The sequence below is a fragment of the Streptomyces sp. NPDC029296 genome, assembly GCF_055569255.1.
In genome coordinates this window covers 1-25016 of the sequence record NZ_JBVHXT010000045.1, presented here as the reverse complement: position 1 = coordinate 25016, position 25016 = coordinate 1, and the positions used below count along the sequence as shown (strand labels likewise).

Genomic DNA, 25016 nt, shown 5'->3' with positions numbered 1-25016 from the left:
CCGAACCGTACACGACACCGGCCACCGCACCGGCACCCGCGAACGCCGGGAGGCCCGGCTCCGCGGCCTCCGGGGGCGCCCGCGCGGGCATGCCGAAGATCCGTGCCGGTCCTCGGGGGCGGTGGGCCCGTCGCGCAGCGGCACGGATCGTTCAGCGGTCGGTCTCTTCCGGGGTCCGGCCGGTCAGGGCCGGGGTCCCGGGGGTCACACCGTCGCGGTGCGTCCGGTGATGGGGCAGGCGGCGGCCGCGGTCGCGCCGAAGCCGGCGGTCTTGGCGGCGGACGCCGTCCCGCCGACCTGCTGGAGGATCTCGTCCGACAGCAGGTCCTCCCTGCCCTTGAGGGCGTCGGCGACCTTCAGGTCGGTGTTGAAGACCATCTCGGCCGCGACGTTGTCCTGGACGATGCGCGCGAGGTTGTCCAGGGCCACGGCGATCGGGTCCGAGGGGTTCTCCACGGTGGGCAGGTCGATCAGGTGGGTGTCCACCTTCGCCTGGTTCATGGTGCGGCGGATGATGATGGACGCCTGGTTCAGCTCGGACGTCGTCCAGATGGACAGCACCGTGACGTACAGGTCGCTCCACGCCGCCTCGCCGAGCTGCGTGCGCCACCGCTTCATCAGGGTCTCGATGCCGGTGATCTGCGCCGTGGCGGCGAAGGTCATGTTGACGCGGATCGAGGGGTAGACGGTCGCGGCGAACCGGTTGTAGGCGACCATGTCGAAGGACTGCGCCTTGACGATGGTGTCGATGAACTTGACGGCCTCCGACAGGATCTTGGTGCAGGAGTTCTCCAGATCCAGCGGGAGGTTCGCGGTGGGCAGCTTCGTGAGCGCCGAACTCAGCGTGGTCCGGAAGCTGTTCAGCGGAGTGATCCAGCCCTTGTCGCCCGGGGTCTTGAACGCGACCATGTCCAGGTCGTGCGGGTCGATGCGGTCCGCGTTGGGGATGTTCGGCACCTGGTCGCTCAGGTAGGCGGCGATCACCGAATAGATGCCCAGCGGAACGTGGGCGATGGACTTGGCCAGTTCGAAGTACTCCGGGACCGGGTCGACGGTCTCGACCTGAACTCCGTTGTTGATCAGGGTGAAGCGTCCGCCGACGGCGTTGTTCTGGACGACGATGACCGGGCTGAGGTGCTTGACCAGCTCGGCCTTGAGGGACGCGTAATTGGCGCGCATCCCGGCGTTGACGTTGCGTATCGCGTCCCGTGCCGCCTTCTCGTCGGTCGCTGCCGGTGCGGCCGACGCGCTGGTGGCTGTCTGTGTCTGAGTGAGGAAGGTGGCCGCCCCTGCTGCCGAAACGGTACCCAGAAATCCTCTACGAGTTGCCATGCCCCGTCTTTCCGTGATCGGTGTCGATGTTCCGTGGGGTGGGGGGGAAAGGCGTGGGGGGAGTTCAAGGTGGGGGGCGCGGGGGGAGTTCAGCGTGGGGGTCAGGCGTGGGGGGAAGTCCAGGGGTGGGGGAGACGAGCGCGGGTGGAGCGGCCCGGCGTGCGGACCGGCCCGCCGGCGTGGGGTGTGCCGGTGGGCCGGTCCGCGTTCGCCGGACTCAGGTCAGCGACTTCTGCGACGGCACCACGACGCCGTAGAGGTCCTGGACCGTGGCGAGCGCGGACTCGTGGAGCTGCTGCGAGGGAATGCCGTTCGGGTTGCCCTTCAGCGGCAGCGGCCGGGTGGCCGAGGCGTCGGCGACCACGGTCGGCTGGTAGCCGTTGAGGAAGGCGCCCTGCGTGGTGAACAGGACACACATGTTGGTCATGAACCCGGCGACGATCACCTTCTTCTTGCCGGTCTTCTTGACCTTCTCGGCGAGATCGGTCTTGTGGAAGCCGTTGGGCACGCTCTTCACGACGACCGGCTCGCCCTTGGCGGGCTTGAGCGCCGGGATGATCTGGCCGGCCTTCGACTTCAGGTCGTAGCCCTTGTCCACGATGTGGATGACCGGGGTGCCCGCCTCGCGGGCCCGCTTCAGCAGGGCCTGCGCGTTGTTCACCGCGGGCTGCCACCCGTCGAGTTCCATCACACCCTCGGTGTAGGTGTTCTGGTAGTCGACGAGGATGAGCGCCGCGTCGGACAGCGTGGCCGGGGTCTCGTCGAAGCCGTTGAGCTGCCGCAGCGTCTTCGTGTCCTTGGCGACATTCGTCCGGGCGGCGGACGCCGACGCCGACGGCTTGTCCTTGGCGGTGGCGGCCTCGGAATCCCCGCCGCAGGCCGTGACGGTGGCGGCGAGCAGGGCGGCGGCGCCGAGCGCGACGGCGATACGCGAAGACTTCATCAGCCGAGGTCCTCCTGGGTCTCTACGACGACCCCGTACAGGTCGGCGATGGTGGCGAGGGCGCTGAGGTGCACCTGGCGGGCGTCGACCTCCGCGCCCGCGACCGGCAGCGCACGGGTGGCGGTGGCGTCGGCCACGACCGTGGGCCGGTTGCCGCGCAGGAAGGCGCCCTGAGCGGTGAAGGCCACGCACATGTGGGTCATGAACCCGGCGATCACGAGGTCGCTCTTGCCCGCCTCGTCGACGAGGTCACCCAGGTTCGTGCCGTGGAAGGCGTTGGGGACCTGCTTGACGACCACGGCCTCGCCGTCGGCCGGCGCGACGCTCGGGTGGATCTGGCCGATCTCGGCACGGATGTCGTACGGCGTGCCCTCACCGCCGTCGTTGACGACGTGGATGACCTTGGCACCCTCGCGGCGGGCGCGCTCCAGCAAGCGGGCGGCGGCGTCGAGGGCGGGCTGCCAGCCGTCCAGCTCCATGACGCCGGTCGTGTAGGTGTTCTGATAGTCGATCAGAACCACGGTCGAGTCGGCGAGCTTCGCGGGCGTCTCGTCGAAGCCGTTGAGCTGACGCAGCGTCGTTCTGGGCATGGAGTACCACCTGAGGAAAGGGAGTTGAGAAAGCAGTGCATTCGGTGCGTTGACCTGCACCTAAGACGCTACGGCCCGCCCCACGCGTCGGCAATGTCGTCTAGCATGCAGAAACCGACATCACCGTCGCCGGTCAGGGGGAGGCTCGTGCACACCGTGGAACGACTCATCGTCATCGTCCTTTTCGAAGGTGTCGACCTGCTCGACGTCACCGGACCTCCGGAGGTGTTCTCCCTCGCCCGGCGCGAGACGGAGGAGGCGGCGGGCTACCACGTGGTCCTCGCCGCCGAGACCATGGCCCCCACCGTCACCGCCGCCGGCGTCCGTGTCCTGCCCGACATCACCTTCGACGAGCTGACCACCCGGAGCATCGACACGCTCGTGGTGCCGGGTGCGGTCGAGGTCGACAGCCATCGCCGGGTGCACGCGCTCGTCGACCCGGCCGTGGTGGAACGCGTCAGACAGCTCGCCCCCCGCACCCGGCGGGTCACCTCGGTGTGCGTCGGGGCGCACATCCTCGCCGCCTCCGGACTCCTCGACGGCAAACGCGCCACCACCCACTGGTCGACCGCCCAGCAGCTGGCGGCCGACCATCCCGCGATCGAGGTCGACTCCGATCCGATCTTCATCCGCGAGGGCAACGTGTGGACCGGCGCCGGCATCAGCGCCTGCCTGGACCTGTCGCTCGCGCTCATCGCCGACGACCTCGGCGAGGCCGTCGCGCTGCGCGTCGCCCGGCAGCTCGTGATGTACCTCAAACGGCCGAGCGGACAGAGCCAGTTCAGCGTGCCGCTGGAACAGGTCGCCGCGACCCGGCGCATCGAGGAGCTCCGCCACCACATCCTGCGCCACATCGCCGAACCGCTCACCGTCGCGCACCTCGCCGAACACGCCCACGTCAGCGACCGGCAGCTCACCCGGATCTTCAAGAACGAGCTGGGCATGACCCCGCACGCCTACATCGAATCCGTCCGCGTCGAACGGGCCCGCCACGAGCTGGAGACCACCGACGCCACCCTCGAACGCATCGCGACCACCTGCGGGTTCGGCACCGTGGACACCCTGGTCAGGGCGTTCCGCCGCCGGATCGACACGACCCCCACCGAGTACCGGCGCCGCTTCCGGACCAGCCCCGACTGAGCACCGCGCACCCGGACGGGGGCGGCCCGGCGGCGGGGGTCACTCGTCGGCGAGCGTCAGGTTCGGGACCCGCCACGCCGCGATCAGGAAGGCGACCAGGGACACCGCCGCACCGGTGAGGAAGACGAGCCGCATCGAGGCGACGTACCCCTCCAGGAACGGCAGCGCCGCACTCCGGTCGAGCGCCCGCAGAAACGCCGAGTCCTCCAGGTCGACAGCGCCGCCCGGGCGCAGGACACCCGCGAGGGCGTGGGCGTTGTCCGGCTCGGCCAGCAGCCGGCGGTAGGCCGGGTCGTCGCGGGCCTCGGCCAGCCGCTCGGCTATGCGCCCGCCCGCCGTGGAGAACAGAAGGGAGAGGAAGGCGGCGGTGCCCACCGTGCCGCCGTTGGAGCGGAAGAAGTTGACCGACGCCGTCGCCGCGCCCATGTCCGCACGGGGCACCTCGGACTGCGCGAGCGTGGTGAGGGTCTGCATCGACGCGCCGAGCCCCGCGCCCATCAGCGCCATGCCGAGGGCCGCCTGCCACAGCGGGCTGTCCACGCGCAGGGTCGCGAAGACGAGCATCGCGGCGGTGAACGAGCCGATACCGGCGACGAGATGCACCTTGAAGCGGCCGGTGCGCGCGATCAGCCGCCCCACCAGCAGCGTCACGGCGAGGTTCGCGGCGACCGTGGGCAGGGTGGCGAGCCCCGCCGCCATCGGGCTCATGCCGCGGACGATCTGGAGGTAGAGCGGCAGCGTCGTCATCGCACCGAACATGCCGATGCCGACGACGAAGTGCAGCCCGACCCCCAGCCGGAAGGCACGGATCCCGAACAGCCGCGGCGGCAGCAGCGCCGCCGCGCCCGTCCGGCGTTCCACCAGGACGAACACGACGAGCCCCAGCGCGCCGACGGCGTACATCAGCAGCGCCGACGGCGAACCCCACCCCCAGGTGCGGCCCTGCTCGGCGACGGTCAGCAGCGGCACGATCCCGACGGCCAGGGCGAGTGCTCCGGGGTAGTCGAGCCGGTGCCGCACCCGCTGGTGCGGGAACCGCAGGACGCGGACGATCGCGACGGCCGCCACGGCGGCGAGCGGCACGTTGAGCAGGAAGATCCAGCGCCAGCCGGCGATGCCCAGCAGCACCTCCCGGTCCGCGAGGGCCCCGCCCGCCAGCGGGCCGACGATGCTGGCGCCACCGAACACGGCCATGAAGTAGCCCTGGTAGCGGCCCCGTTCACGCGGAGTGGTGATGTCGGCGACGATCGTCATCGCCAACGACATCAGCCCGCCGCCGCCGAGCCCCTGCACGGCCCGGAACACCGCCAGTTCGTAGATCGACGTGGCCCCCGCGCACAGCAGCGAGCCGGCCGTGAACAGACCGATCGCGACGAGGTACACGGGCCGCCGGCCGTGGATGTCGGAGAGCTTGCCGTACAGCGGGGTCGCGATGGTGGCGGTGATGAGGTAAGCGGTGGTCGCCCACGCCTGGGCCGTCAGGCCGTGCAGGTCGTCGGCGATGGTGCGCAGCGCGGAGGCGACCACCGTCTGGTCCAGCGCCGCCAGGAACATGCCCACCACCAGTCCGGACATGACCGTGGTGATCTGCCGGTGGCCGAGCCGCACGGGCGCGTCCCCGGCGGCGTCCTGCTGTCGGGTTTCGGAGGAGGTCACATGCCGTCCTAGGGAGTGGGTGCCGGGGAGGATGCGGGGCCGCGCCCGTGCCGCGGGCACGGCCCCGGTGTGCCGGGGCCGGGAGCTACCCGGCGATGCCCTCCAGGTCGGCGACGGACTGCCCGATGTCCGGCAGCGTCAGCATCGCCAGCTGCGCGGACCGGGCCCGGGCCCGGGGCGCGGGGTCGGTGAGCAGCGTGCGGCACAGGTCGGCGATGCCGTGCGCGTCACGCTCGGTGAGGTGACCGCCGAGCCCCAGCTCCGTCACGCGCCGCGCGTTGGTGTGCTGGTCCCCGAAGTGCGGCAGCACCGCCAGCGGTGTGCCGGTGCGCAGGGCCTCGCGGACGCTGTTGAAGCCACCGTGGGTGACGAACAGGTCCACCGACTCCAGCAGCAGCGGCTGCGGTACCCGCTCGGTGACGTGGACGTGCCCGGGCAGCCCCGCGGTGTCCACCGGGACCCCGGACGTCGACACGATCACCGTGCAGTCCTCCAGCTCGGCCGCCGCCCCCAGGATCTCCGTCAGGCTCTCGGCGGGCTCCGGCATCTTCACCGGCAACTGCGGGGCCCCGCCCGCCTTCTGCTCGCGCAGCACCGGCAGGGCGGTGCCGATCGCCGCGTACACCAGGGGCCGGTCCGTGGGCAGGTCGGCGATCCACCCGGGCAGCACCCCGTACCGCTCGACGTCCACCGTCTGCCGGTACGACAACGTCGGCGGCAGGTGCAGGGAGAAGGAGAAGGCGGGCGGTACGTAGTCGACGCGGCCGTGCGGTACGACGGACAGCGGGTCGTCCCGCTCGGGCAGCCCCAGCTCCCGGCGCCGTTCGTTGAGCCGGGGCAGCACCTCGGCGGGCTCCAGGATGTTGGAGAACCCGGAGGGTGTCGGCAGTTGCGGCACGCCCAGCGTCTCGGCGGTGAGCACCGCGCCCATGTCCATGCCGTCCCGCAGGATCAGATCGGGGCGGAAGTCGAGGGCGAGGGGCCGCAGGATGTCCAGGTGCGGCTTGACGCCGGGCCCGGCCAGGGCCCGCATCAGCAGCCGGGACAGCACCGGCGAGGACAGGGACAGCTCGTCGCCGCCGCTGTCCTTGAGTTCACCGAGGTCCGGGCCGAGCATGCCGACCGGGTCGAACTCCGGTAAGGCGGCCCGCACTTCCACGTCGTCGTCGCGGAATACGGGGGCGAGAGCGTCGGTGGTGACGACCAGCACCTGGTGCCCCGCTTCGGCGAGGGCACGCAGCAGCGGCAGCTGGGCACGCCCGTGCGAGGGACTGCCGAGCGTGGTGCAGAGAACGCGCATGGGGGGTGGGCCTTTCTCTCGTGGACTTGCGGCGGTGACACGCGAAACGACGGCCTGCGCGAACCCGGCCGTGGGAGAGGAGGGACGGGTACGGCCCGGCGTACGCGGCGGACGGGCGGCGGAGGGCGATGGTGTGCGCGGGACACCGGACACGCCGGCAGCGCGGGCGTCAGGCGCCCGCGGTCCGGGTGCCGGTCACCCGGCCGGGCCTCACGCCACCCGTGCCGGCGCGCTCGCGCGTCCGATGCCCTGCCAGCTCAGCCCGGCCCGGGCGAGCCGGTCCGGATCCAGCAGATTGCGGAAGTCGTGGACCTCGTGGCCGGTCATGCGCGCGGCGATCGCCGCCCAGTCGAGGTCGCGCAGCTGCGGCCACTCGGTGAGGACGACACAGGCCACGGCTCCCTCCGCCGCCCGCACCGGATCGTCGGCGAGCTCGGCCAGATCGCTCAGATCGGGCTGCTCGTCGCACAACGCCGGGTCGTAGGCGGTGAGTTCGGCGCCCCGCTCGCGCAGCAGGCGGGCGACGGCGAGCGCGGGCGAGTCGCGCAGGTCGGAGGTGCCGGCCTTGAACGTCAGGCCGTACAAGGCGAGCCGTACCCCGTGCAGTGAGCCGTCCGGGCCGCGCCCGCACGCGGCGGCGACCCGCTCGACCAGCCGGCGCTGATGGGTGACGTTGGTGTCGATCGTGGCGCGCAGCAACGGGAAGTCGACGCCGGCCTGTTCGCACACGGTGAGCAGGGCGTGGGTGTCCTTGGGCAGGCAGGAACCGCCCCAGCCGGGCCCGGGCAGCAGGAAGGAGGAGCCGATGCGCGGGTCCCGCCCGATGCCTTCGGTGACGTCGCCGATGTCGGCGCCGAACCGCTCGCACACGGTGGCCAGGTTGTTGGCGAAGGACAGCTTCATCGCGAGGAAGAAGTTCGCCGCGTACTTGGTGAGTTCCGCGCTCGCCGGGTCGGTGAGCACCAGCGGCGCGTCCAGCGCGGCGTACAGCCCGGCGACCCGCCGGGCGGCGTCCCGTTCGGCGGCGCCGATCACGATCCGGTCCGGGTGCAGGAAGTCGTGGACGGCACGGCCCTCGCGCAGGAACTCGGGGTTGCTCACGACGGCCACGTCCGGCCGGCCGAGCAGGGCGGCGACGCGCTCGCTCGTCCCGACCGGCACCGTCGACTTGTTGACGACGACGCAGCCGGAGGGCAGTACGTCGCGTATCTGTTCCGCGACGGCCTCCACGGCGGCGAGGTCGGCCGCACCGCCCGCGCCCATGGGGGTGGGCAGGCACAGGAAGACCACCTCGGCGTCGGCGACGGCCGCCGCGGTGTCGCCGGTGAACTCCAGCCGGCCCGCCTCCAGGGCGTCCCGGACGGTCTCGGGCAGGCCGGGTTCCAGGATGTCCACCCGGGCCTCGCGCAGCCGCTCCACCTTGCGGGGGTCGGCGTCCGCGCACACCACCGCATGGCCGAGGGAGGCGAGGCAGGCACCCGTGGTCAGTCCTACGTAGCCGGTTCCGACCACGGCGACGCGTTGAGCAGACACAGAAGATCACCATTTCCGGTCGAGGGGGCCCGCATCGCGGCGTCTGGGGCACGCGGTGGGGGTGCGTGCCGCCGGGCCGCGCGGGCGACCTGGAACGGGCCGACTCCGTCGTACGGCCCTGGGACAGTGAGCAGTGAAGTCATCCATCGTTGACCCGTTCAGGTATGGCATGCGGCGCGAACAGAAGTCAACGATTGATGACAACGATCGGTGACTTTGAGCCAGCCGCCCCAGGCTGGAACATGGGCGGTTGGCGGGCGGACCGCCGGCGATGGAGGTTTGTGACGTGACGGGAGTACACAACGGCGAGGCGTCGAAGGCGGTGGCCGACCGGCCCGCCCGCAGGCGCTCGGCCTCGGCCACGCGTACGGCGCTCAGGAGCGCCGCGGCCTTCCGGTTCGGCAAGTACGGATACGAGGGCACCAGCGTGCGCGACATCGCGGGCGACGTGGGGGTGGACGCGGCGCTCGTCTACCGTTACTTCGGCTCGAAGGAAGCGCTGTTCAACGACGTGACAGGCGCCGGCAAGATCTTCGAGCCGCTGCTCCAGGAACCGGTGGAGGCGATACCCGACTGGTTCTGCGCGCTGCTCCTGGGAGCGCCGAAGGACGGGGACTTCCCCCACCCGGTGCTCTCGGTGCTCCGGTCCTCCGGCAGGGACGCGGCCTTCGCGCAACTGCGGGCGGATTTCACCGACGTGTTCTCCACGCGCCTGGCCGCCCGCCTCGGCGGACCCGACGCCGACCTGAGGGCGGAACTCCTGGCGGCGTGGGTGCTCGGCACCAGTCTCGTGCTCACGGAGATCCGGCCCCCCGCCCTCCAGTCGGCGCCGGACGCCAAGCTGGAGCGGTATCTCCGGGCGGTCATCGAGACTCTTCTCGGCCCGGCGGCGCAGCATGACGGGAGTGCGGCGGAGGCCGGGGAGGTGGAGTGCGTCGTGGACGGCCACGGCGTGGCCGGGTGCGGCGAGGGCCGGTGAACGGGACGGATGACGTCCCGGCCCGAGACGGGAGTTCGCTCTCGCGGGGGGCGTTCGCCCGGGGCGTCACAGGCCGCGGCGACGCGTGGGCGTCCGGAGTTGCGCGCCGGCGGCGTCGCGCGAGGCGTATCCGCTGACCGGGTACCGGCGGGACCTCACCGGCAACCACGCTGTGCCGCTCGGTCCGGCTCGGCCGTACGTCGGCGACCCACCGCGCTGGACGGCCTGGCCGGAGCGTCTTTCCGTCTCGGTTCCGGCTGGCGCTGTGTTCCGGGTGAGGCCAGTGCGGTCGGCCGTATGCGGGGTCGGCGCCCAGGCGGCCGGGGACCGGGTTCGGCGCAGGGGAGCCGGTTCATGGCCCGTCTTCGCCGAGCACGGCGGCGAGGAGCCCCGGGAAGCGGGCGTCGAGATCGGTGCGGCGCAGTGTCATCAGGCGGGCCTTTCCCGCCCGGCGGGTCTCGGTGACCCCGGCTTCGCGCAGGATCCGCCAGTGGTTGGACAGCGTCGACCTGGGCACGTCCATGCCGTCCGGACTGCACGCGCTCTCGCCGTCCTCGGCCATCCGGCGGACCAGTGCGAGCCGCACCGGATCGCCCAGGGCATGGAGTACGGCGGCCAAGTCCCCGTCCTCGTGCTCGTGTTGCCGCACCGGCCCTCCCTCGTGTCCGCTCCCGCGAACCCGTAGTATGCCGATCGCTTCCACGTTTCGGGAAATTCGAAATGACCTAGGGGACGACCGTGACCGTGCTTGCCACCCTCGCCCGCGTCTACGTCGACGACTTGGACACGGCCCTGCCCACCTTCGTCGAACTGACCGGGGAGCAGCCGGGACTCCGGTTCACCTACCGCGACCTGGAACTCGCGAGTGTGGGCGGCTATCTGCTCCTGGCGGGCACGGAGGAGGCCCTCGCCCCTTACCGCGGCACCCACGCCACCACGATCGTCGAGTCCATCGACGAGGTCCTGCGCCTCGCCGAGCGGCGCGGCGGCGAGATCCTCGACGGCCCCAACGAGGTCCCCACCGGCCGCAACCTCACCGTCCGCCACCCCGGAGGGGCGACCATCGAGTACGTGCAGTTCCACGCGGCGGCGCGGTCGGCGTTCGCCTGAGCCGTCCGGTGGCCGGCCGGCCGACGCGGTAGCCGCGCTGCCGCGGGCGGTGCCGGTGTGTCCGGGTTCAGCCGTCGGCGCGGGTGCCGCGGGTGGCGCCCGCCGACGCTGCCACCACGCACAGGACGGCGATCCACTGCGTCCAGTGCAGCGATTCCTGGAGGACGACCAGGCCGACGAGGGCCGCCATCGCCGGTTCGAGGCTCATCAGGATGCCGAACACGTGCGGGGGGACCTTGCGGAGCGCTTCGAGATCGAGCGAGTAGGGGATCACCGACGACAACAGCGCCACGCCGAGCCCCGCGAGCAGGACCCACGGCTGGAGCAGTGCCGTCCCGCTGTCGGCCGCGCCGAAGGGCACGGCGATCAGCGCCGCGACGGCCATGCCGAGAGCCAGACCGCCGCCCTCCGAGGTGTGGCGGCCCAGCGCGGCACCGACCAGGATGTACAGGCCCCAGCACGTGCCGGCGGCGAGGGCGAACAGCAGGCCGACCAGGTCGAGATCGCCGCCTCCCTCCATCAGCAGGACCACGCCGCCGGCCGCGAGCACCGCCCACAGGGCGTCCGGCCAGCGCCTCGATCCGGCCAGCGCCACCGCCAGCGGCCCGAGGAACTCGGTGGTCACCGCGATCCCCAGCGGGATCCGGGACAGCGCCAGGTAGAAGCACAGGTTCATCAAGCCGAGCGTCACGCCGTAGCCGAGGACCACCGCCCAGGTGCGGCGGGGCATGCGCGGCGAGGGCCGCCACAGCAGCACGAGCACCGCCGCCGCGAAGAACAGGCGCAGCGCGACGGTCCCGAAGCTGCCGACCGCGTCGAACAGGTGCTTGGCCAGCGCCGAGCCCACCTGAACGCTGACGATGCCGAGCAGGACCAGTGCCGTCGGCGGGATCGCGTCGAAGCCGCGTCGGGCCGACGCGGTCAGCGAGGAGCGGGGGGAGGGGCCGTGCTCCGCCCCGTCGACGTTCATGGTGGCCACGCGTGGATTATCAACTACCGTCCGGGCGACGGCACATGGTTTTCCCGGCGGAAGGCTGCCGGACCGCACAGGGCGAAGGGTGCCGCGGCCCTCAGCACTCCTCCCGCGAACGGCGGGCTCAGGAGAGGAACTTCGCGGACTTCTCGGAGAGTACGGCGGCGAAGAACGCGGGAGCCTCCTCGCCGAGCATCCGGTACAGCGCCACCAAGCTGGTGATCGCGGTGTCGGCGACCTCCTCCTGCACGTTCCGCCAGGTATGGCTCCGGCCCTTCCTGGGGTTGGTGCCCCAAGCGCCGATCACGGCCTGCGCGGTCTCGCCCGCCTCCTCGGAGATCTTGAGCGCTTGCAGCATCCACTGCTGCTCCGGGGTCATCCCGCGCGCGGTGTCCAGCGTCGTGAACAGTGCGGCGAGACGGCCGATGTCGGCCCACTGGTGTGCGTGCAAGGGTGTGTCCGCGGAGCCGGCCTGGCCGGGGATGCTCATCGGGGTCGCTCTCCTTCGCGTTCCGCCGGCCGCGAGTCCGCCACGGGTTCCCTCGCCTCGGGGGCCGGTCCGTCCGCGTTCATCATCGCGGGCTACGCCACCCCGGGTGCTCGTATCACCTGAACTGTCCCTCGTACGGGCGCCCGCGCCCGCCGGATCAGCTTCCGGCCGCGACGGGCGCCGTCTTCTTCCGGGCGCGGTAGGCCGCCGCCTTGATCTTGTTGCCGCAGGACTCCATGCCGCACCACTGGCGCCGCATGCCCCGTGAGCGGTCGATGTAGACCCGCGTGCACTCGGGGTTGCCGCACTCCTTGAGCAGCGGGACGTCCGGGCCGCCGAGCAGTTCGACGGCCTGCCGGGCGAGGGTGGCCAGGGCCTGGCCGGGCGTCGCTTCGGTGTGCCGGCCCGCCGGGGTGAGCTGCGGCGTCGCCGGGGTCTGGCGCGCGGCGGCGTTCAGCACCGCGAGCGCCCGCCGGTCGAAGTCCTCGCCGAGGCGGCGGTTGGTGACCAGCAGATAGACGGCCTCGCGCACCGCGATCGCCTCGCGGACGTCGTCCTCCTCGCCGGGCGTGAGCGCGTCCACGAGCCCGGACTCCAGGTACCAGGCGGTGAGCCGGTCCGGTGTCGCGAACATCTCGAAGCGGGCCGAGCGCCGGGCGCGCAGCGTGGCCGCGAAGTCGAGCGCCGGGTGCCCGCACACGAAGACATGATCAAGATTCACATCACCATCTTGACAGGTGACTGCGACGGGGTGCAAGGCTTGTCACCGCGCCGCCGGTGCCGTCGGCCGGGCGGGCACCGCCCTCGCCCGACGCCGACGTACGGCGGGACCGCGGCGACCGACGGCGTGCGGCGGCCGTGCGGCCGTTTCCGGCCGCTCCGCCGCCCGCATGCACGGCCGCGCTGCCGGTCAGCGGACGCGGCGCAGGGCCTCGGGGATGAGGTCGGCGAGGGCGGGGTAGCCGTCGACGGCCATGATCAGGTCGGCTTCGGCGAGCAGGGCGCGCAGGACATGGGTGATGCCGTCGGCGCCGGCGAGGGCCGCGCCGTAGGCGTAGGGGCGGCCGATGCCGACGGCCGTGGCGCCCAGGGCGATGGCCTTGAGGACATCGGCCCCGGTGCGTACGCCGGAGTCGAACAGGACGGGCAGGCCGTCTGCGGCCTCGACCACGCCGGGCAGGGCGTCGAGCGAGGGAAGACCGCCGTTGGCCTGCCGGCCGCCGTGGTTGGAGCAGTAGACGCCGTCCACGCCCCCGTCCTTGGCGCGGCGGACGTCCTCGGGATGGCAGATGCCCTTGAGGATCAGCGGCAGATCGGTCATCGACCGCAGCCAGGGCAGATCGTTCCAGGTGAGAGGGTTGCCGAAGATCTGCGCCCAGTGCATCACGGCGGCCGCCGGGTCCTCATGCGGGGACTTGGCGAGCCGGGAGCGGAAGACCGGGTCGGAGAAGTAGTTGGCCAGGCAATGGCCGCGCAGCTGGGGGAAGTTGCTGTCCCTGAGATCGCGCGGCCGCCAGCCGGGGATCCAGGTGTCGAGGGTGACCACGATGCCCTTGAACCCGGCGTCCTCCGCCCGGCGCACCAGGCTCTCCGCCACCTCCCGGTCGGCGGGGGTGTAGAGCTGGAAGAACCCGGGTGTGTCGCCGAACTCGGGGGCCACGTCCTCCATCGGGTCGACCGTGAGGGTGGAGGCGACCATGGGCACGCCGGTGCGGGCGGCGGCCCGCGCGGCGGCCAGGTCGCCGTGGCCGTCCTGGGCGCACAGCCCGATCACCCCGACCGGTGCCATGAACAGCGGCGTGGGCAGGCGCAGGCCGAACAGGTCCACGGACAGGTCGCGTCGGGTCGGGCTGACCATCATCCGCGGGACCAGACCCCATCCCTCGAACGCGGTGACGTTCGCCCGCTGGGTGTGCTCGTCGCCGGCGCCCCCGGCCACGTACGAGCGGACCGACGGCGGCATCGCCGCCAGGGCCGGCGGTTCGAGGTCCGCGTAGGTCATCGGCAGGCCGGGCAGCACTCCGCGCAGCCCGTCGAGGTAGATCTCGTACTGGTAGTCGGCATAGGTCATCGATCCGGCTCCCCGGTGCTTCGTTGTCTCCGGTGCGGCCCGTCGGCGCGGGCCTTGGGCCCTGCAGTGGAAGCGGCAGCCCCCCACACCCACGCGTCCTGGACCGGACTCGGCCGGGCCCTCGGGCTCTCGGGCTACGACTCGCAGGCCTCCTCCAGATACGTGCGTGTCACCGTCGCCGCGCGGGTGAACCAGTCGGTGACGATCGAGATCTCGGCCGGTGTGTACTGGGCGCACAGTTCGGTGAGCCGTGCGTAGTAGGGGCCGTAGGCGGTCCGGACCCGGTCCGCGGCGGCCGGGACGGCGGTGACGAGGACGCGGCGGCGGTCGGCGGGATCGGGCTCGCGGGTGACGAAACCGCCGCGCTCCAGGCGGTTGAGGATGCCGGTCACCGCGCCCGTGGTCACGTGGGCGCGGGCGGCCAGGTCGCCGGCGGTGACGGGGGAGTCCCCGGCCGCGAGGACGTGGGCGAGGCAGATCAGGTCCATCATGCTCAGTCCCAGGCTCCGGGCGAACTCCTGCTGCCCGACGACGCTGGTCGCGACGAGGTCGCCGAGTGCGCGGATCGTGTCTGATGGAACGTCAGATCTCCGCTGCGGGGCCTCCATTGCGACTCCCTTGGTCCCTGGGATAGATTCCTTACTCGCTAAGTTATTTTAGGTCGAGTGCCGCTGTCCGGCCATGACGCGAACAGGCCGATTCCGGCGGCGCGAGGAGGGGGCACGTGAGCGCACACGACGAAGGCCACACGGTGGCAGGATGGACCGGTTGCACCGTGGCGACCATAGGCACCGCGGTGATCGGTGTCGGCGTCTGCGGCTGGCGCCCGGGAATCTGGCTGGGCCTGGCCCTCACGGTGGCCGCAGTGGTCGTCACATGGGTCCTCCACCTCGCGGGCTGGGGCAAGCCGCCGGGAGTACGGCCCGCCGGGCAGCACCCCCTGGGCGTGCGCGACGAGTCCGCGCGGCAGGGCCACCCCGGCTGTGTCGCCTGCCGGCTGGCCGGGCGGCGCGCGGCCTGGGCCCGCGAGGCCACGGCGACCGTGCCCGCCCGCGAGACGGCGGGCGCCGGGGCGGACGCGTCGTCCTGAGCGCCTGGTGAGTACCCGCGCCAGGCCCGGTCCGGCCGCCGGACGAGACGGCCGGCCGGGGCCTGGCGTCTCAGGTGTGTCCCTCGCCTGAGCACGTGCGGCACCGTGCGCATGTGCCGTGATACACCCGTGCCCGTACTCCGTGCGGCGCGCGGACCGTCCGGCCGTGACGCCGACGGCGGCCTACTCGCCCGGCACCGTGTCCAGCGCCGGCGCGATGACCGCGAAACACCGGTCGGTCAGCGCGGCGGGATCCTCCGTGCCGTCGCTCTCGCTCCACCGTTGCAGCACCGTGTGGAAGGCGGTCAGCGCCATCCCCGCGGCCAGGCGCGGGTACAGCTCCGTCACCGGGTCGAGGCCGAGGCGTCCGGCCACCTCCGCCGCCAGCTCCTCGCGCCACTGGGCCTGCCGCTCCAGGAAACGGGCGAGCAGGGCCGGGGTCCCGAGGATCAACTGCACGACACTCAGGGTCCGTTCGGTCTCGCCCGCGCAGGCGTCGATGGAACGCCACACCGTGTGCCGCAGGGCCGCGGACGGCGGTTCCGGCGCCGGACGGCCCGCCAGTTCCTCCCGCATGGCCGCGCCCAGCCCGGTCAGGAACTGCACGACCACGTCCTCCTTGGACGCGAAGTACCGGAAGAACGTCCGCTTCGACACTCCCGCGGCGGCGGCGATCTCGTCCACCGTGACCGCGTCGAATCCGCCGCGCGCCAGCAGACCCAGCGCCGCCTGGGTCAACTCGTCCGCGACGAGCTGCCGCTTGCGCTGGGCCAGGGTTCCTACAGGGCGGGAAGTCATCCACCCATCGTATCCGCCGTGCCGCTGATGGCCCAGAGTGTCACACTTGACACTTGGTGACAGGTAAGGCACGGTGAGCCGTATGACGAGTCAGAAGCGCTGGACCGCCGATCAGATCCCGGACCAGAAGGGACGGGTGTTCGTCGTCACCGGAGCGAACAGCGGCCTCGGTCTGGCCACCACCCGGGCGCTCGTGCGCAAGGGCGCCCATGTGATCCTCGCCGTGCGGGACGAGGCCAAGGGGCGGCGGGCGGTCGCGGAGGTGACGGCCGGCGTGTCCGGGGCCCGGGCGGAGGTGCGGCGGCTGGATCTGTCCGACCCGGACTCGGTCCGCGCGTTCGCCGACCGGCTGCGTGCCGACGGTGTGCGCCCCGACGTGCTCGTCAACAACGCCGGCGTGATGGCCCCGCCCAGGACGCTCACCGCGCAGGGCCAGGAAGTGCAGTTCGCCGCCAACCACCTCGGTCACTTCGCCCTCACCGGGCTGCTGCTCGACCAGCTGGCGCAGGGCGAGGACCCCCGCGTGGTCACGGTGACCTCCACCAACCACCGCCAGGGCAAGCTGTTCTTCGACGATCCGACCGGTGAGCGCTCGTACTCGCCCATGGGCTACTACAACCAGTCCAAGCTGGCCAACGCCGTCTTCGGCTGGGAGCTGCACCGGCGGCTGAGCGCGGCCGGCAGTCCGGTCCGCAGCGTGCTGGCCCACCCCGGGTACACGGCCACCAACCTGCAGACGGCCGCCCCCGTCGGCATGGTGAAATTCCTCTTCGGCCGCCTGCTGCTGCCGCTCGCCCAGGCCCCGGACCAGGGCGCCCTGCCGCAGCTGTACGCGGCCACCGCCGACGGCGTGCGCGGCGGCGAGCTGTTCGGGCCGGACGGCATGGCCGAACTGCGGGGCGCGCCCAAGCAGGTGCGGCTGGCCCCGCGCGCGGCCGACCCGGCGACCGGCAGCCGGCTGTGGGAGCTGTCGGAGGGACTGACCGGCGTGCGCTTCGCGCTTCCGGCCGCCGCCTGACCGGATCCGGAGGCCGGTGACCACACCTTCGCCACCGGCCTCCGGATCCCGCGCTTCCCGACGGCCCCCGCGTCCCCGGGGCGACGGCGTCCGCTCGCGACGGCACCGGTCGGGACGGCTTTGAGCTGCGCATTTCCCTGACGGTCATTTTTTATCCCACCCACCGGATGGATCGGGCCCCCGCCGAAGTTTTCCGGATGTTGACGCCCGTTTTACGGAAAGGGGACGCATCCCCCGGATGGCGCCTACACCCGGAGCGTACTCAACGGTCTGTGACCCAGGTCACAGCCGATATTTGGCCGGTTTCTTGCTAGGGTTAATCCGTCATTTCAACGCAGTTCTACGGGGGTCGAATTGACGGAATTGTCGAGCGTTGATGTCACAGAGCTTCCAGCTTTCCCCTTCATCGGTCCGGACAGCAATCCCTTCATTCCCGTCATGCCGGACGACGAGGCCCGGCTGGGCGGACCGACGGGCAGGGTCAGGCTTCCGTTCGGGGGCTGGGCCTGGCTGGTCACCCGGCACGAGGACGTCCGCCAGCTGCTGCGCCACCCCGGCTTCAGCTCGGACCAGTACCGTCCCGGCTTTCCGGTACTGAACCCGATCCCGCCGAAGCAGGAGGACGCCTCCGGCCTGTTCATCTTCATGGACGGCGAGGCGCACAGCCGCTTCCGGCGCATGCTCACCGCCGAGTTCATGATCAAGAACATCCGGCGGATCGAGCCGCTGATCGAGGAGACGGTGGTCGAGGCGCTGGAGCGCATGCGGGCCGCCGGTCCGCCCGCGGACCTGATGAACGACTTCGCGCTGCCGGTGCCGTCCATGACGATCTGCCACCTGCTCGGGGTCCCCTACTCCGACCACGACTTCTTCCAGCTCCACAGCCGCGCGATCATGGACCGCAACTCCGGCCCCGAGGAGGTCGAGGCCGCCCTCGGCGCGCTCAGCGGCTTCCTCGGCGAACTGATCAAGTTCAAGCGGACGACACCCGGCGACGACCTGCTCAGCAGGCTGGTGGCCGAGCGCGTCGTCCCCGGCGAACTGCGCGAGGACGAGCTGCTCAGCATGGCGATGCTGCTGCTCGTCGCCGGCCACGAGACCACCGCGAACATGATCGGGCTGTCCGCCCTCGCCCTCCTGGAGCACCCCGAAAGCCTCCAGGCCGTCCGCGACGACCCCGCCGTGGCCCCCGGCATGGTCGAGGAACTGCTGCGCTACATCACCGTCGTCCGCACCGGCCTGCCCCGGCTGGCCCTGGAGGACGCCGAGATCGGCGGCACGACCATCCGGGCCGGCGAAGGAGTCGTCGCCATGCTGTCCATGGCCAACCGCGACCCCTCCGTCTTCCACGACCCCGGACTGTTCGACCCGGCACGGCCCGAGGCCCACCGCCACATGGCGTTCGGTTTCGGCCTGCACCAGTGCATCGGCCAGCCGCTGGCCCGCGCCGAACTGCGCATCGCCCTGGTCGAACTCGCCCGGCGGTTCCCCACGCTGCGCTCCGAGACCACCCTGGCGGACGTGCCCAAGCGTCCCATGGCCGTCACCTTCGGCGTGGCCGAGCTGCCGGTGACCTGGTGAGGACCATGCGGATCTCAGTCGACAGGGAGCTGTGCTGCGGCTCCGGCAACTGCGTGGTGACCGCGCCCGACGTCTTCGACCAGGACGACGCGGACGGACTGGTGACGCTGCGCGACCCACAGCCACCGGAGCACCTGCGCGCGTCGGTGGAGACGGCCGCCCAGCTGTGTCCGGTCGGCGCGATCGGCGTCACGGACCAGGTCGCCTCGCACTGACGAGGCCGTAGACGGGGGTCGAGTACGCCGTGCACCGCGGGCCGCGCCTCCTGCCGGCCCGTTGAATTCCCGTCGCCCGCCGATGCGAACCGGCGGCCGACGGCCCGGACACGGTTTCACCGCACACACGGAGCGGACCACCGCGCCTTTCCGCGGGAACATTCCGGCATTTCCTTTCCCATGCCACCGTCCGGCAAAGCCGTGCCCAAAAAATCCCCGGAACCGGTATTCCGGGGCGCGTTCTCACCCCTGCGTGAATTCCACTTCAAGCAGGAAAGCGGAAAAACTTGGAAAGTCGACCCCAGACAAGGATCGTTGTATGTGATCGACATCCCTACGCGCGCCTGGGTATGCGTGCGGCGCTGGAGCAGGACCCTGGACTGACCGTGGTCGGCGAGGCGGGAGACCTCGGCGAACTCGTCTCGGTCGCCGCGCGGTGCGCACCCGACGTCGTCGTCCTCGTCGACAGCCCCGCGCGGTCGCACGGCGACACCCACGACCTGGTCCGTCTCGACGCCTGCGTGGTGGTCGTCGTGGCCGACGCGGACACCGCCGCGGACTGGATCCGCAGCGCCCACGCCGACGTGACCGCGCTCGTCCACTCCGACGACCCGGAGGAGGAACTCGTCACGGCGGTCCGCCGGGCCCAGGACGGCAGCGGCTACGTCTCACCCGGCCTCAGTGGCTCGCTGCTCCGCTGCGTACGCGCCACCCCGCCCCGCCGCCTCTCCCTCGTCCCCACCCACACGCCCCTGACCTCACGCGAGTCCGAGGTGCTCGCACTCGTACGGCGCGGCCTGGCCAACAAGGAGATCGCCCGCCAGCTCGGGCTCAGCGAGAAGACCATCAAGTTCCACGTGTCCAACGTGCTCGCCAAGGCACACATGGCGTCCCGGGCGCAGCTCATCGCGTCCGCCGCCGGCTGACGCACACCCCAGCGCCGGCACGGGGGGCCTGTCCGCGGACAGGCCCCCCGTCGGCGTGCGCGCACTCCAACCGCCAACTGCGGCACGGCGGTCGGCCGAAAGACGACCTGACCTAAAGTCCTGGACCGGCCGCCGCGACCTGTACCGAAGCCCTGGCACCGGGCCCGTTCCTCTGGCAGAAGCCGCGCCCCGGCCGCACACGGATACTTCCGCCATGAAGCCATCCATGTCTGGTGACCAGGTGATCGACGGCTCCCGTGACACGGCCATCGCGGTGATCGGCATCTCCTGCCGCGTCCCCGCGGCAGCGAACCCGGCCGAGTTCTGGCGCCTGCTCACCGAGGGAACCGACGCCGTCACCTCCTGGCCGGCGGACCGGGGCCCGGGCCGCGCGTCCTGGCGGGGTGGCTTCCTCGACGACGTGGGCTCCTTCGACGCCGCCTTCTTCGGCGTACAGCCCGACGAGGCCGCCGCCATGGACCCGCAGCAGCGGCTCGCCCTCGAACTCGTCTGGGAGGCGATGGAGGACGCCGGCCTGCGCGACGACCGCCTCCAGGGCTCCCGCACCGGTGTGTTCGTCGGCGTCTCCTCCGACGACTACGCGACCCTCGCCTCCCGCGAGCGGACCGGCCGCGGCGAAGCGCACGACTTCACCGGCCGGCACCGCGCCATCATCGCCAACCGCGTCTCCTGGACCCTCGGCCTGCGAGGTCCCAGCCTCGCCGTCGACGCGGCACAGGCCTCCTCGCTCGTCGCCGTCCACCTGGCCTGCGAGAGCATCCGCCGCGGCGAGTCCGACCTCGCCTTCGCCGGCGGCGTCAACCTGATCCTCGCACCGGACGGCATGGTCGCCACCGCCGGACTGGGGGCCCTGTCCGTCCGGGGCAGGTGCGCACTGTTCGACGCGAGCGCCGACGGGTTCGTACGCGGCGAAGGCGGAGGCGTCGTCCTGCTCAAGCCGCTGGAGCGCGCGATCGCGGACGGCGACCCCGTCCACTGTGTCATCCAGGGCAGCGCCGTCAACAACGACGGCGGCGGCGACCGGCTCACCGACCCCGACGTCCGAGGCCAGCAGGACGTCCTGCGCCGCGCCTACGCGAACGCGCGGATCAGCCCGGAGGCGGTGCAGTACGTCGAACTCCACGGCACCGGCACCCCGGTCGGCGACCCCGTCGAGGCCGCCGCCGTCTCCGCCGTCCTCGGCCGCGGCGCGGACCGCCGCCCGTTGCGCGTCGGCTCGGTCAAGACCAATATCGGCCACCTGGAAGCCGCCGCCGGCATCGTGGGCCTGCTCAAGGCCGCCCTCGCCGTACGCCACCGGCAGCTTCCGCCCACCCTCCACTTCCACACCCCCCACCCGTCGATCCCGCTGGACGAACTCAACCTGAGGGTGCAGACCGAACTCGGCGCCTGGCCCGACTCCGACGCCCCCCTCGTCGCGGGCGTCAGCTCCTTCGGCGTCGGCGGCACCAACTGCCACGTCGTCCTCACCGAGGGCCCCTACACCGGCCGGCCCCACGCCCCCACGACACCCCCCGCCACCGGCCGCCCCCTGCCCTGGGTCCTGTCCGCCCGCACCGGCCGCGCCCTGGACGCCCAGGCCGCACGACTCCTCGGCCACCTCCAGGACGACCACGAAGCCGACGCCGCCGACATCGCCCTGTCGCTCGCCGCCACCCGCTCCGCCCTCGAACACCGCGCCGTCGTCATCGGCACCGACCGGACCGACCTCACCACGCGCCTCACCCGGCTCCACGACGAGGCCGTCACCGGCGTCGCCACGACCCCGGGCAAGACCGCCTTCCTCTTCGCCGGCGGCGGCGCACACCACATCGGCATGGGGCGCGAACTGTACGACGCCCACCCCGTCTTCGCCCGCGCCCTGGACGAGGTGCTCGGCCACTTCGACCCCGCGCTCGGACTGCGCGAGGTCCTCTTCGGCGAACGCGAGGACGCCGCGGCGGCCCTCGACGGCATGCGGTACATGCAGCCCGCCCTCTTCGCCTTCCAGGTCGCCCTGTACCGCCTGGTCACCTCCTGGGGCGTCCGACCGGACCTCCTCGTCGGCCACTCCTTCGGCGAGATCGTCGCCGCGCACGTCTCCGGCTCCCTCTCCCTGGCCGACGCCGCCGCCCTCGCCGCCGCCCGCGGCGCGCTGATGGAGGACCTGCCGCCCGGCGGCGCCATGATCGCCGTAGAGGCCACCGAGGACGAGGCCACCGCCGCCCTCCAGGGCATCGACGACGTCTCCATCGGCGTCATCAACGGACCCCGGGCCGTCGTCCTGTCCGGCGCCGAGGACACCGTCACCCGGATCGCCGACCGGTTCCGGGCCGACGGCCGGCGCACCACCCGGCTCCGGGTGCGCAACGCGGCCCACTCACCGCTCACCGCGCCCATGCTGGACGAGTTCGCCCGCCGCATCCACGGCCTGGCCGTCGCCGAACCGGACATCCCGATCGTCTCCACCGTCACCGGCCGCACCGGCACCGCCATGACCGAGGAGTACTGGCTCGGACACGTCGGCGCCACCGTCCGCTTCCACGACGCGATCACCGCCTGCCGAGAGCAGGGCGTGACCCGGTTCGTGGAACTCGCCCCCGACTCCGTCCTCACCCCGCTCGTCCACCCCACCGACACCGAGATCGCGGTGGCCCTCCAGCACCGCGACAGCCCCGAACTGCACACCCTGCTGACCGGCCTCGCCGAAGCGTGGACCGCCGGCGTCCACGTCGACTGGGCCGAGACCATCGGCGCCGCCCGCATAGTCGACCTGCCCACCTACGCCTTCCAGCGCGAACGCCACTGGCTCGACGAACGCCCCGCCACCACCGTCGCCGAACAGCACCTCAGCTCCGCCACGCTCGCCCTGCGCGACCGGATCCGCACCGAACCGGACGGCTTCCTCCTGCGCTGGCTCGCCGGCCACCTCACCGAAACCCTCGGCGACACCCCCGCCGACCCCGACGCCACCTTCCGCGACCTCGGCTTCGACTCCGCCCGCTCCGTGCAGCTGCGCAACCGGCTCGTCTCCGCCACCGGACTGCGCCTGCCCACCAGCGTCCTCTTCGACCACCCCACCCCCCAGGCCCTCGCCGCCCACCTGCACGAGCGGATCACCGGCGTCCTCGACACCCCGCAGCACGAGCACGACGCCCGCCCCACCACCACCGCCACCGACGACGACCCGATCGTCATCGTCGGCATGGCCTGCCGGCTGCCGGGCGGCATCGACTCGCCCCGGCACCTGTGGCAGGCCGTGACCGGCGAGACGGACGCCATCTCCGAGTTCCCCACCGACCGCGGCTGGGACCTCGCCGGCCTCTACGACCCCGACCCCGACCACCCCGGCACCACCTACGCCCGCCACGGCGGCTTCCTCACCGGGGCCGGGGACTTCGACGCGGAGTTCTTCGGGATCAGTCCGCGCGAGGCGGCGGCGATGGATCCGCAGCAGCGGCTGCTGCTGGAGACGTCGTGGGAGGCGCTGGAGCGGGCCGCCATCGACCCGTCCTCCCTGCGCGGCAGCCGGACCGGCGTCTTCGTCGGCGCCATGAACATGGAGTACGGCCCCCGCCTGCACGCCCCGCTCGACGGCACCGAGGGCTTCCGCCTCACCGGCAACACCACCAGCGTGGCATCGGGCCGGATCTCGTACCTGCTGGGGCTCGAAGGCCCGGCGATGACGGTGGACACGGCCTGCTCGTCGTCCCTGGTGGCGCTGCACCTCGCGGTCCAGGCCCTGCGCAACGGCGAATGCTCCCTGGCCCTGGCCGGCGGCGTGACCGTCCTGTCCACGCCGGGCATGTTCGTCGAGTTCTCCCGCCAGCGCGGCCTCGCCCCCGACGGCCGCTGCAAGGCCTTCTCCGACGACGCCGACGGTACCGGCTGGGCCGAGGGAGTCGGTCTCCTCGTGGTCGAGCGCCTCTCCGACGCCGAACGCCACGGGCATCAGGTGCTGGCGGTCGTGCGGGGTTCGGCGGTGAACCAGGACGGTGGCAGCAATGGTCTGACGGCGCCGAACGGTCCGTCCCAGCAGCGTGTCATCCGGGCCGCGTTGGCGGGTGCGCGGTTGTCGCCGGCGGACGTGGACGTGGTCGAGGCGCACGGCACGGGTACGGCACTCGGTGATCCGATCGAGGCGCAGGCGCTGCTGGCGACCTACGGCCAGGACCGGGAGCGGCCGTTGTGGCTCGGTTCGGTCAAGTCGAACATCGGGCACACCCAGGCCGCTGCGGGTGTTGCGGGTGTGATCAAGATGGTGGAGGCGATGCGCCACGGCCTGATGCCGCGCACCCTGCACGTCGACGAGCCGTCGCACCACGTCGACTGGGAGTCCGGCGCGGTGCGGCTGCTGACCGCGCCGCAGGAGTGGCCGGAAGTGGACCGGCCGCGCCGCTCGGCGGTGTCCTCCTTCGGCATCAGCGGCACCAACGCGCACGTCATCCTGGAGCAGCCTCCGACGCGGACCCTTCCGGAACCGCAGGCCGCACCGGGTCCGCTGCCGTGGGTGTTGTCGGCGCGTAGTGGTGGGGCGTTGGCGGAGCAGGCGGCGCGGTTGCTGGAGCGGGTGGCCGAGGGTGGGGAGCCGGACGCGCGTGATGTGGCGTTCACGTTGGCGTCGGGGCGTGCGGCGTTGGAACACCGGGCGGTGGTGCTCGGCTCCGAGGTGAGCGAACTCGTCTCGAGTTTGGGTGAGTTGGCGGCGGGTCGTGAGGCCGCCGGTGTGGTGTCGGGGCGCTCGGGTGTGGCGTCTGGTGTGGTGTTCGTGTTTCCGGGTCAGGGGTCGCAGTGGGTGGGTATGGCGCGGGGGTTGTTGGAGTCTTCGTCGGTGTTCGCGGGGCGGATGGGGGAGTGTGCGGCGGCGTTGGAGCCGTATGTGGAGGGGTGGGATTTGCTGGGTGTGGTGCGTGGTGGGGATGAGGGGTTGTTGGGGCGGGTGGATGTGGTGCAGCCGGTGTTGTTCGCGGTGATGGTGTCGTTGGCGGAGGTGTGGCGGTCGTTGGGGGTGCGGCCGGCGGCTGTGGTGGGGCATTCGCAGGGGGAGATCGCTGCGGCGTGTGTGGCGGGTGGGTTGTCGTTGGGGGATGCGGCGCGGGTGGTGGCGTTGCGTTCGCGGGCGATCACGGCGTTGTCGGGGCGTGGCGGGATGGTGTCGGTGCTTGCTCCGGTGGAGCGGGTGAGGGACTGGTTGTCGGATGGGTTGCAGGTTGCGGTGGTCAATGGTCCGGAGCAGGTGGTGGTGTCCGGGGGGTCTGCGGAGCTGGATGT

Annotated in this window: 22 protein-coding genes; 9 read left to right on the top strand and 13 right to left on the bottom strand. The window is 72.1% G+C overall.

Annotated features, from left to right (window positions below; genetic code table 11):
- Window positions 1-204: 204 nt before the first annotated feature.
- The 3 genes from ACZ4W9_RS32340 to ACZ4W9_RS32330 form a co-directional block, all read right to left on the bottom strand.
- Window positions 205-1332: a hypothetical protein gene (locus tag ACZ4W9_RS32340; RefSeq protein WP_467941745.1), complete on the bottom strand. Its 1128-nt coding sequence runs from the start codon at window positions 1330-1332 to the stop codon at window positions 205-207.
- Between the two features lie 217 nt (window positions 1333-1549).
- The gene (locus tag ACZ4W9_RS32335; protein ID WP_467941743.1) at window positions 1550-2275 is read right to left on the bottom strand and encodes an isochorismatase family protein; all 726 of its coding nucleotides are present in this window, start codon (window positions 2273-2275) and stop codon (window positions 1550-1552) included.
- Entirely contained in the window at window positions 2275-2865 is a 591-nt protein-coding gene (locus ACZ4W9_RS32330; protein WP_467941741.1) for a cysteine hydrolase family protein, read from the bottom strand. Before ACZ4W9_RS32330 ends, ACZ4W9_RS32335 begins: the two co-directional genes overlap by 1 nt.
- A gap of 147 nt (window positions 2866-3012) precedes the next feature.
- Between ACZ4W9_RS32330 and ACZ4W9_RS32325 the strand changes: the two genes are divergently transcribed.
- Window positions 3013-4005 carry a GlxA family transcriptional regulator gene (locus ACZ4W9_RS32325; protein ID WP_467941739.1) on the top strand — a complete coding sequence of 331 codons (993 nt, stop codon included), beginning with the start codon at window positions 3013-3015 and terminating at the stop codon, window positions 4003-4005.
- A 39-nt stretch (window positions 4006-4044) separates the two neighbouring features.
- Here the strand turns inward: ACZ4W9_RS32325 and ACZ4W9_RS32320 are convergent, their stop codons facing one another.
- From ACZ4W9_RS32320 to ACZ4W9_RS32310, 3 genes are all read right to left on the bottom strand, one after another.
- Window positions 4045-5661: an MDR family MFS transporter gene (locus ACZ4W9_RS32320; protein ID WP_467941737.1), complete on the bottom strand. Its 1617-nt coding sequence runs from the start codon at window positions 5659-5661 to the stop codon at window positions 4045-4047.
- 85 nt (window positions 5662-5746) lie between these two features.
- A complete protein-coding gene (locus ACZ4W9_RS32315) occupies window positions 5747-6961 on the bottom strand; it encodes a glycosyltransferase (protein ID WP_467941735.1) in 1215 nt (404 codons plus the stop codon).
- Window positions 6962-7171: 210 nt separating this feature from the next.
- The gene (locus ACZ4W9_RS32310; RefSeq protein WP_467941733.1) at window positions 7172-8494 is read right to left on the bottom strand and encodes a UDP-glucose dehydrogenase family protein; all 1323 of its coding nucleotides are present in this window, start codon (window positions 8492-8494) and stop codon (window positions 7172-7174) included.
- Window positions 8495-8780: 286 nt separating this feature from the next.
- Between ACZ4W9_RS32310 and ACZ4W9_RS32305 the strand changes: the two genes are divergently transcribed.
- Window positions 8781-9473, top strand: a complete 693-nt coding sequence (locus ACZ4W9_RS32305; protein ID WP_467941731.1) for a TetR/AcrR family transcriptional regulator — start codon at window positions 8781-8783, stop codon at window positions 9471-9473.
- A 352-nt stretch (window positions 9474-9825) separates the two neighbouring features.
- Here the strand turns inward: ACZ4W9_RS32305 and ACZ4W9_RS32300 are convergent, their stop codons facing one another.
- Complete coding sequence (locus ACZ4W9_RS32300) at window positions 9826-10122, bottom strand: ArsR/SmtB family transcription factor (RefSeq protein WP_467941729.1); 297 nt, start codon at window positions 10120-10122, stop codon at window positions 9826-9828.
- Between the two features lie 89 nt (window positions 10123-10211).
- Here ACZ4W9_RS32300 and ACZ4W9_RS32295 point away from each other — a divergent pair, with 89 nt between their 5' ends.
- Complete coding sequence (locus ACZ4W9_RS32295) at window positions 10212-10583, top strand: VOC family protein (protein ID WP_467941727.1); 372 nt, start codon at window positions 10212-10214, stop codon at window positions 10581-10583.
- A gap of 67 nt (window positions 10584-10650) precedes the next feature.
- Here the strand turns inward: ACZ4W9_RS32295 and ACZ4W9_RS32290 are convergent, their stop codons facing one another.
- The 5 genes from ACZ4W9_RS32290 to ACZ4W9_RS32270 all read right to left on the bottom strand — a co-directional run bounded on the left by ACZ4W9_RS32290 (window position 10651) and on the right by ACZ4W9_RS32270 (window position 14725).
- Window positions 10651-11553, bottom strand: coding sequence for an EamA family transporter (locus ACZ4W9_RS32290; RefSeq protein ID WP_467941841.1), 903 nt, complete (start codon window positions 11551-11553; stop codon window positions 10651-10653).
- Between the two features lie 127 nt (window positions 11554-11680).
- Window positions 11681-12046: a MazG-like family protein gene (locus ACZ4W9_RS32285; protein ID WP_467941725.1), complete on the bottom strand. Its 366-nt coding sequence runs from the start codon at window positions 12044-12046 to the stop codon at window positions 11681-11683.
- A gap of 157 nt (window positions 12047-12203) precedes the next feature.
- Window positions 12204-12767, bottom strand: a complete 564-nt coding sequence (locus tag ACZ4W9_RS32280; protein WP_467941723.1) for a CGNR zinc finger domain-containing protein — start codon at window positions 12765-12767, stop codon at window positions 12204-12206.
- 189 nt (window positions 12768-12956) lie between these two features.
- Window positions 12957-14117 carry an alpha-hydroxy-acid oxidizing protein gene (locus ACZ4W9_RS32275; RefSeq protein ID WP_467941721.1) on the bottom strand — a complete coding sequence of 387 codons (1161 nt, stop codon included), beginning with the start codon at window positions 14115-14117 and terminating at the stop codon, window positions 12957-12959.
- Between the two features lie 134 nt (window positions 14118-14251).
- Entirely contained in the window at window positions 14252-14725 is a 474-nt protein-coding gene (locus ACZ4W9_RS32270; protein ID WP_467941719.1) for a MarR family winged helix-turn-helix transcriptional regulator, read from the bottom strand.
- A 116-nt stretch (window positions 14726-14841) separates the two neighbouring features.
- On the opposite strand from ACZ4W9_RS32270, the gene ACZ4W9_RS32265 reads away from it, so the two are divergent.
- Window positions 14842-15207 (top strand): HGxxPAAW family protein, encoded by a 366-nt coding sequence (locus tag ACZ4W9_RS32265; RefSeq protein WP_467941717.1) that lies wholly within the window; start codon window positions 14842-14844, stop codon window positions 15205-15207.
- Between the two features lie 183 nt (window positions 15208-15390).
- On the opposite strand, the gene ACZ4W9_RS32260 is transcribed toward ACZ4W9_RS32265, so the two are convergent.
- The gene (locus ACZ4W9_RS32260) at window positions 15391-16005 is read right to left on the bottom strand and encodes an acyl-CoA-like ligand-binding transcription factor (protein ID WP_467941715.1); all 615 of its coding nucleotides are present in this window, start codon (window positions 16003-16005) and stop codon (window positions 15391-15393) included.
- Window positions 16006-16087: 82 nt separating this feature from the next.
- Between ACZ4W9_RS32260 and ACZ4W9_RS32255 the strand changes: the two genes are divergently transcribed.
- From ACZ4W9_RS32255 to ACZ4W9_RS32235, 5 genes are all read left to right on the top strand, one after another.
- Window positions 16088-17023: an oxidoreductase gene (locus tag ACZ4W9_RS32255; protein WP_467941713.1), complete on the top strand. Its 936-nt coding sequence runs from the start codon at window positions 16088-16090 to the stop codon at window positions 17021-17023.
- Window positions 17024-17461: 438 nt separating this feature from the next.
- Window positions 17462-18604 (top strand): cytochrome P450, encoded by a 1143-nt coding sequence (locus ACZ4W9_RS32250; RefSeq protein WP_467941711.1) that lies wholly within the window; start codon window positions 17462-17464, stop codon window positions 18602-18604.
- Between the two features lie 5 nt (window positions 18605-18609).
- Window positions 18610-18819, top strand: coding sequence for a ferredoxin (locus tag ACZ4W9_RS32245; RefSeq protein WP_467941709.1), 210 nt, complete (start codon window positions 18610-18612; stop codon window positions 18817-18819).
- Between the two features lie 350 nt (window positions 18820-19169).
- Window positions 19170-19745: a response regulator transcription factor gene (locus ACZ4W9_RS32240; protein WP_467941707.1), complete on the top strand. Its 576-nt coding sequence runs from the start codon at window positions 19170-19172 to the stop codon at window positions 19743-19745.
- A gap of 214 nt (window positions 19746-19959) precedes the next feature.
- Window positions 19960-25016 (top strand): beta-ketoacyl synthase N-terminal-like domain-containing protein (locus tag ACZ4W9_RS32235; RefSeq protein ID WP_467941705.1); only part of this gene is annotated, 5057 nt, incomplete at its 3' end.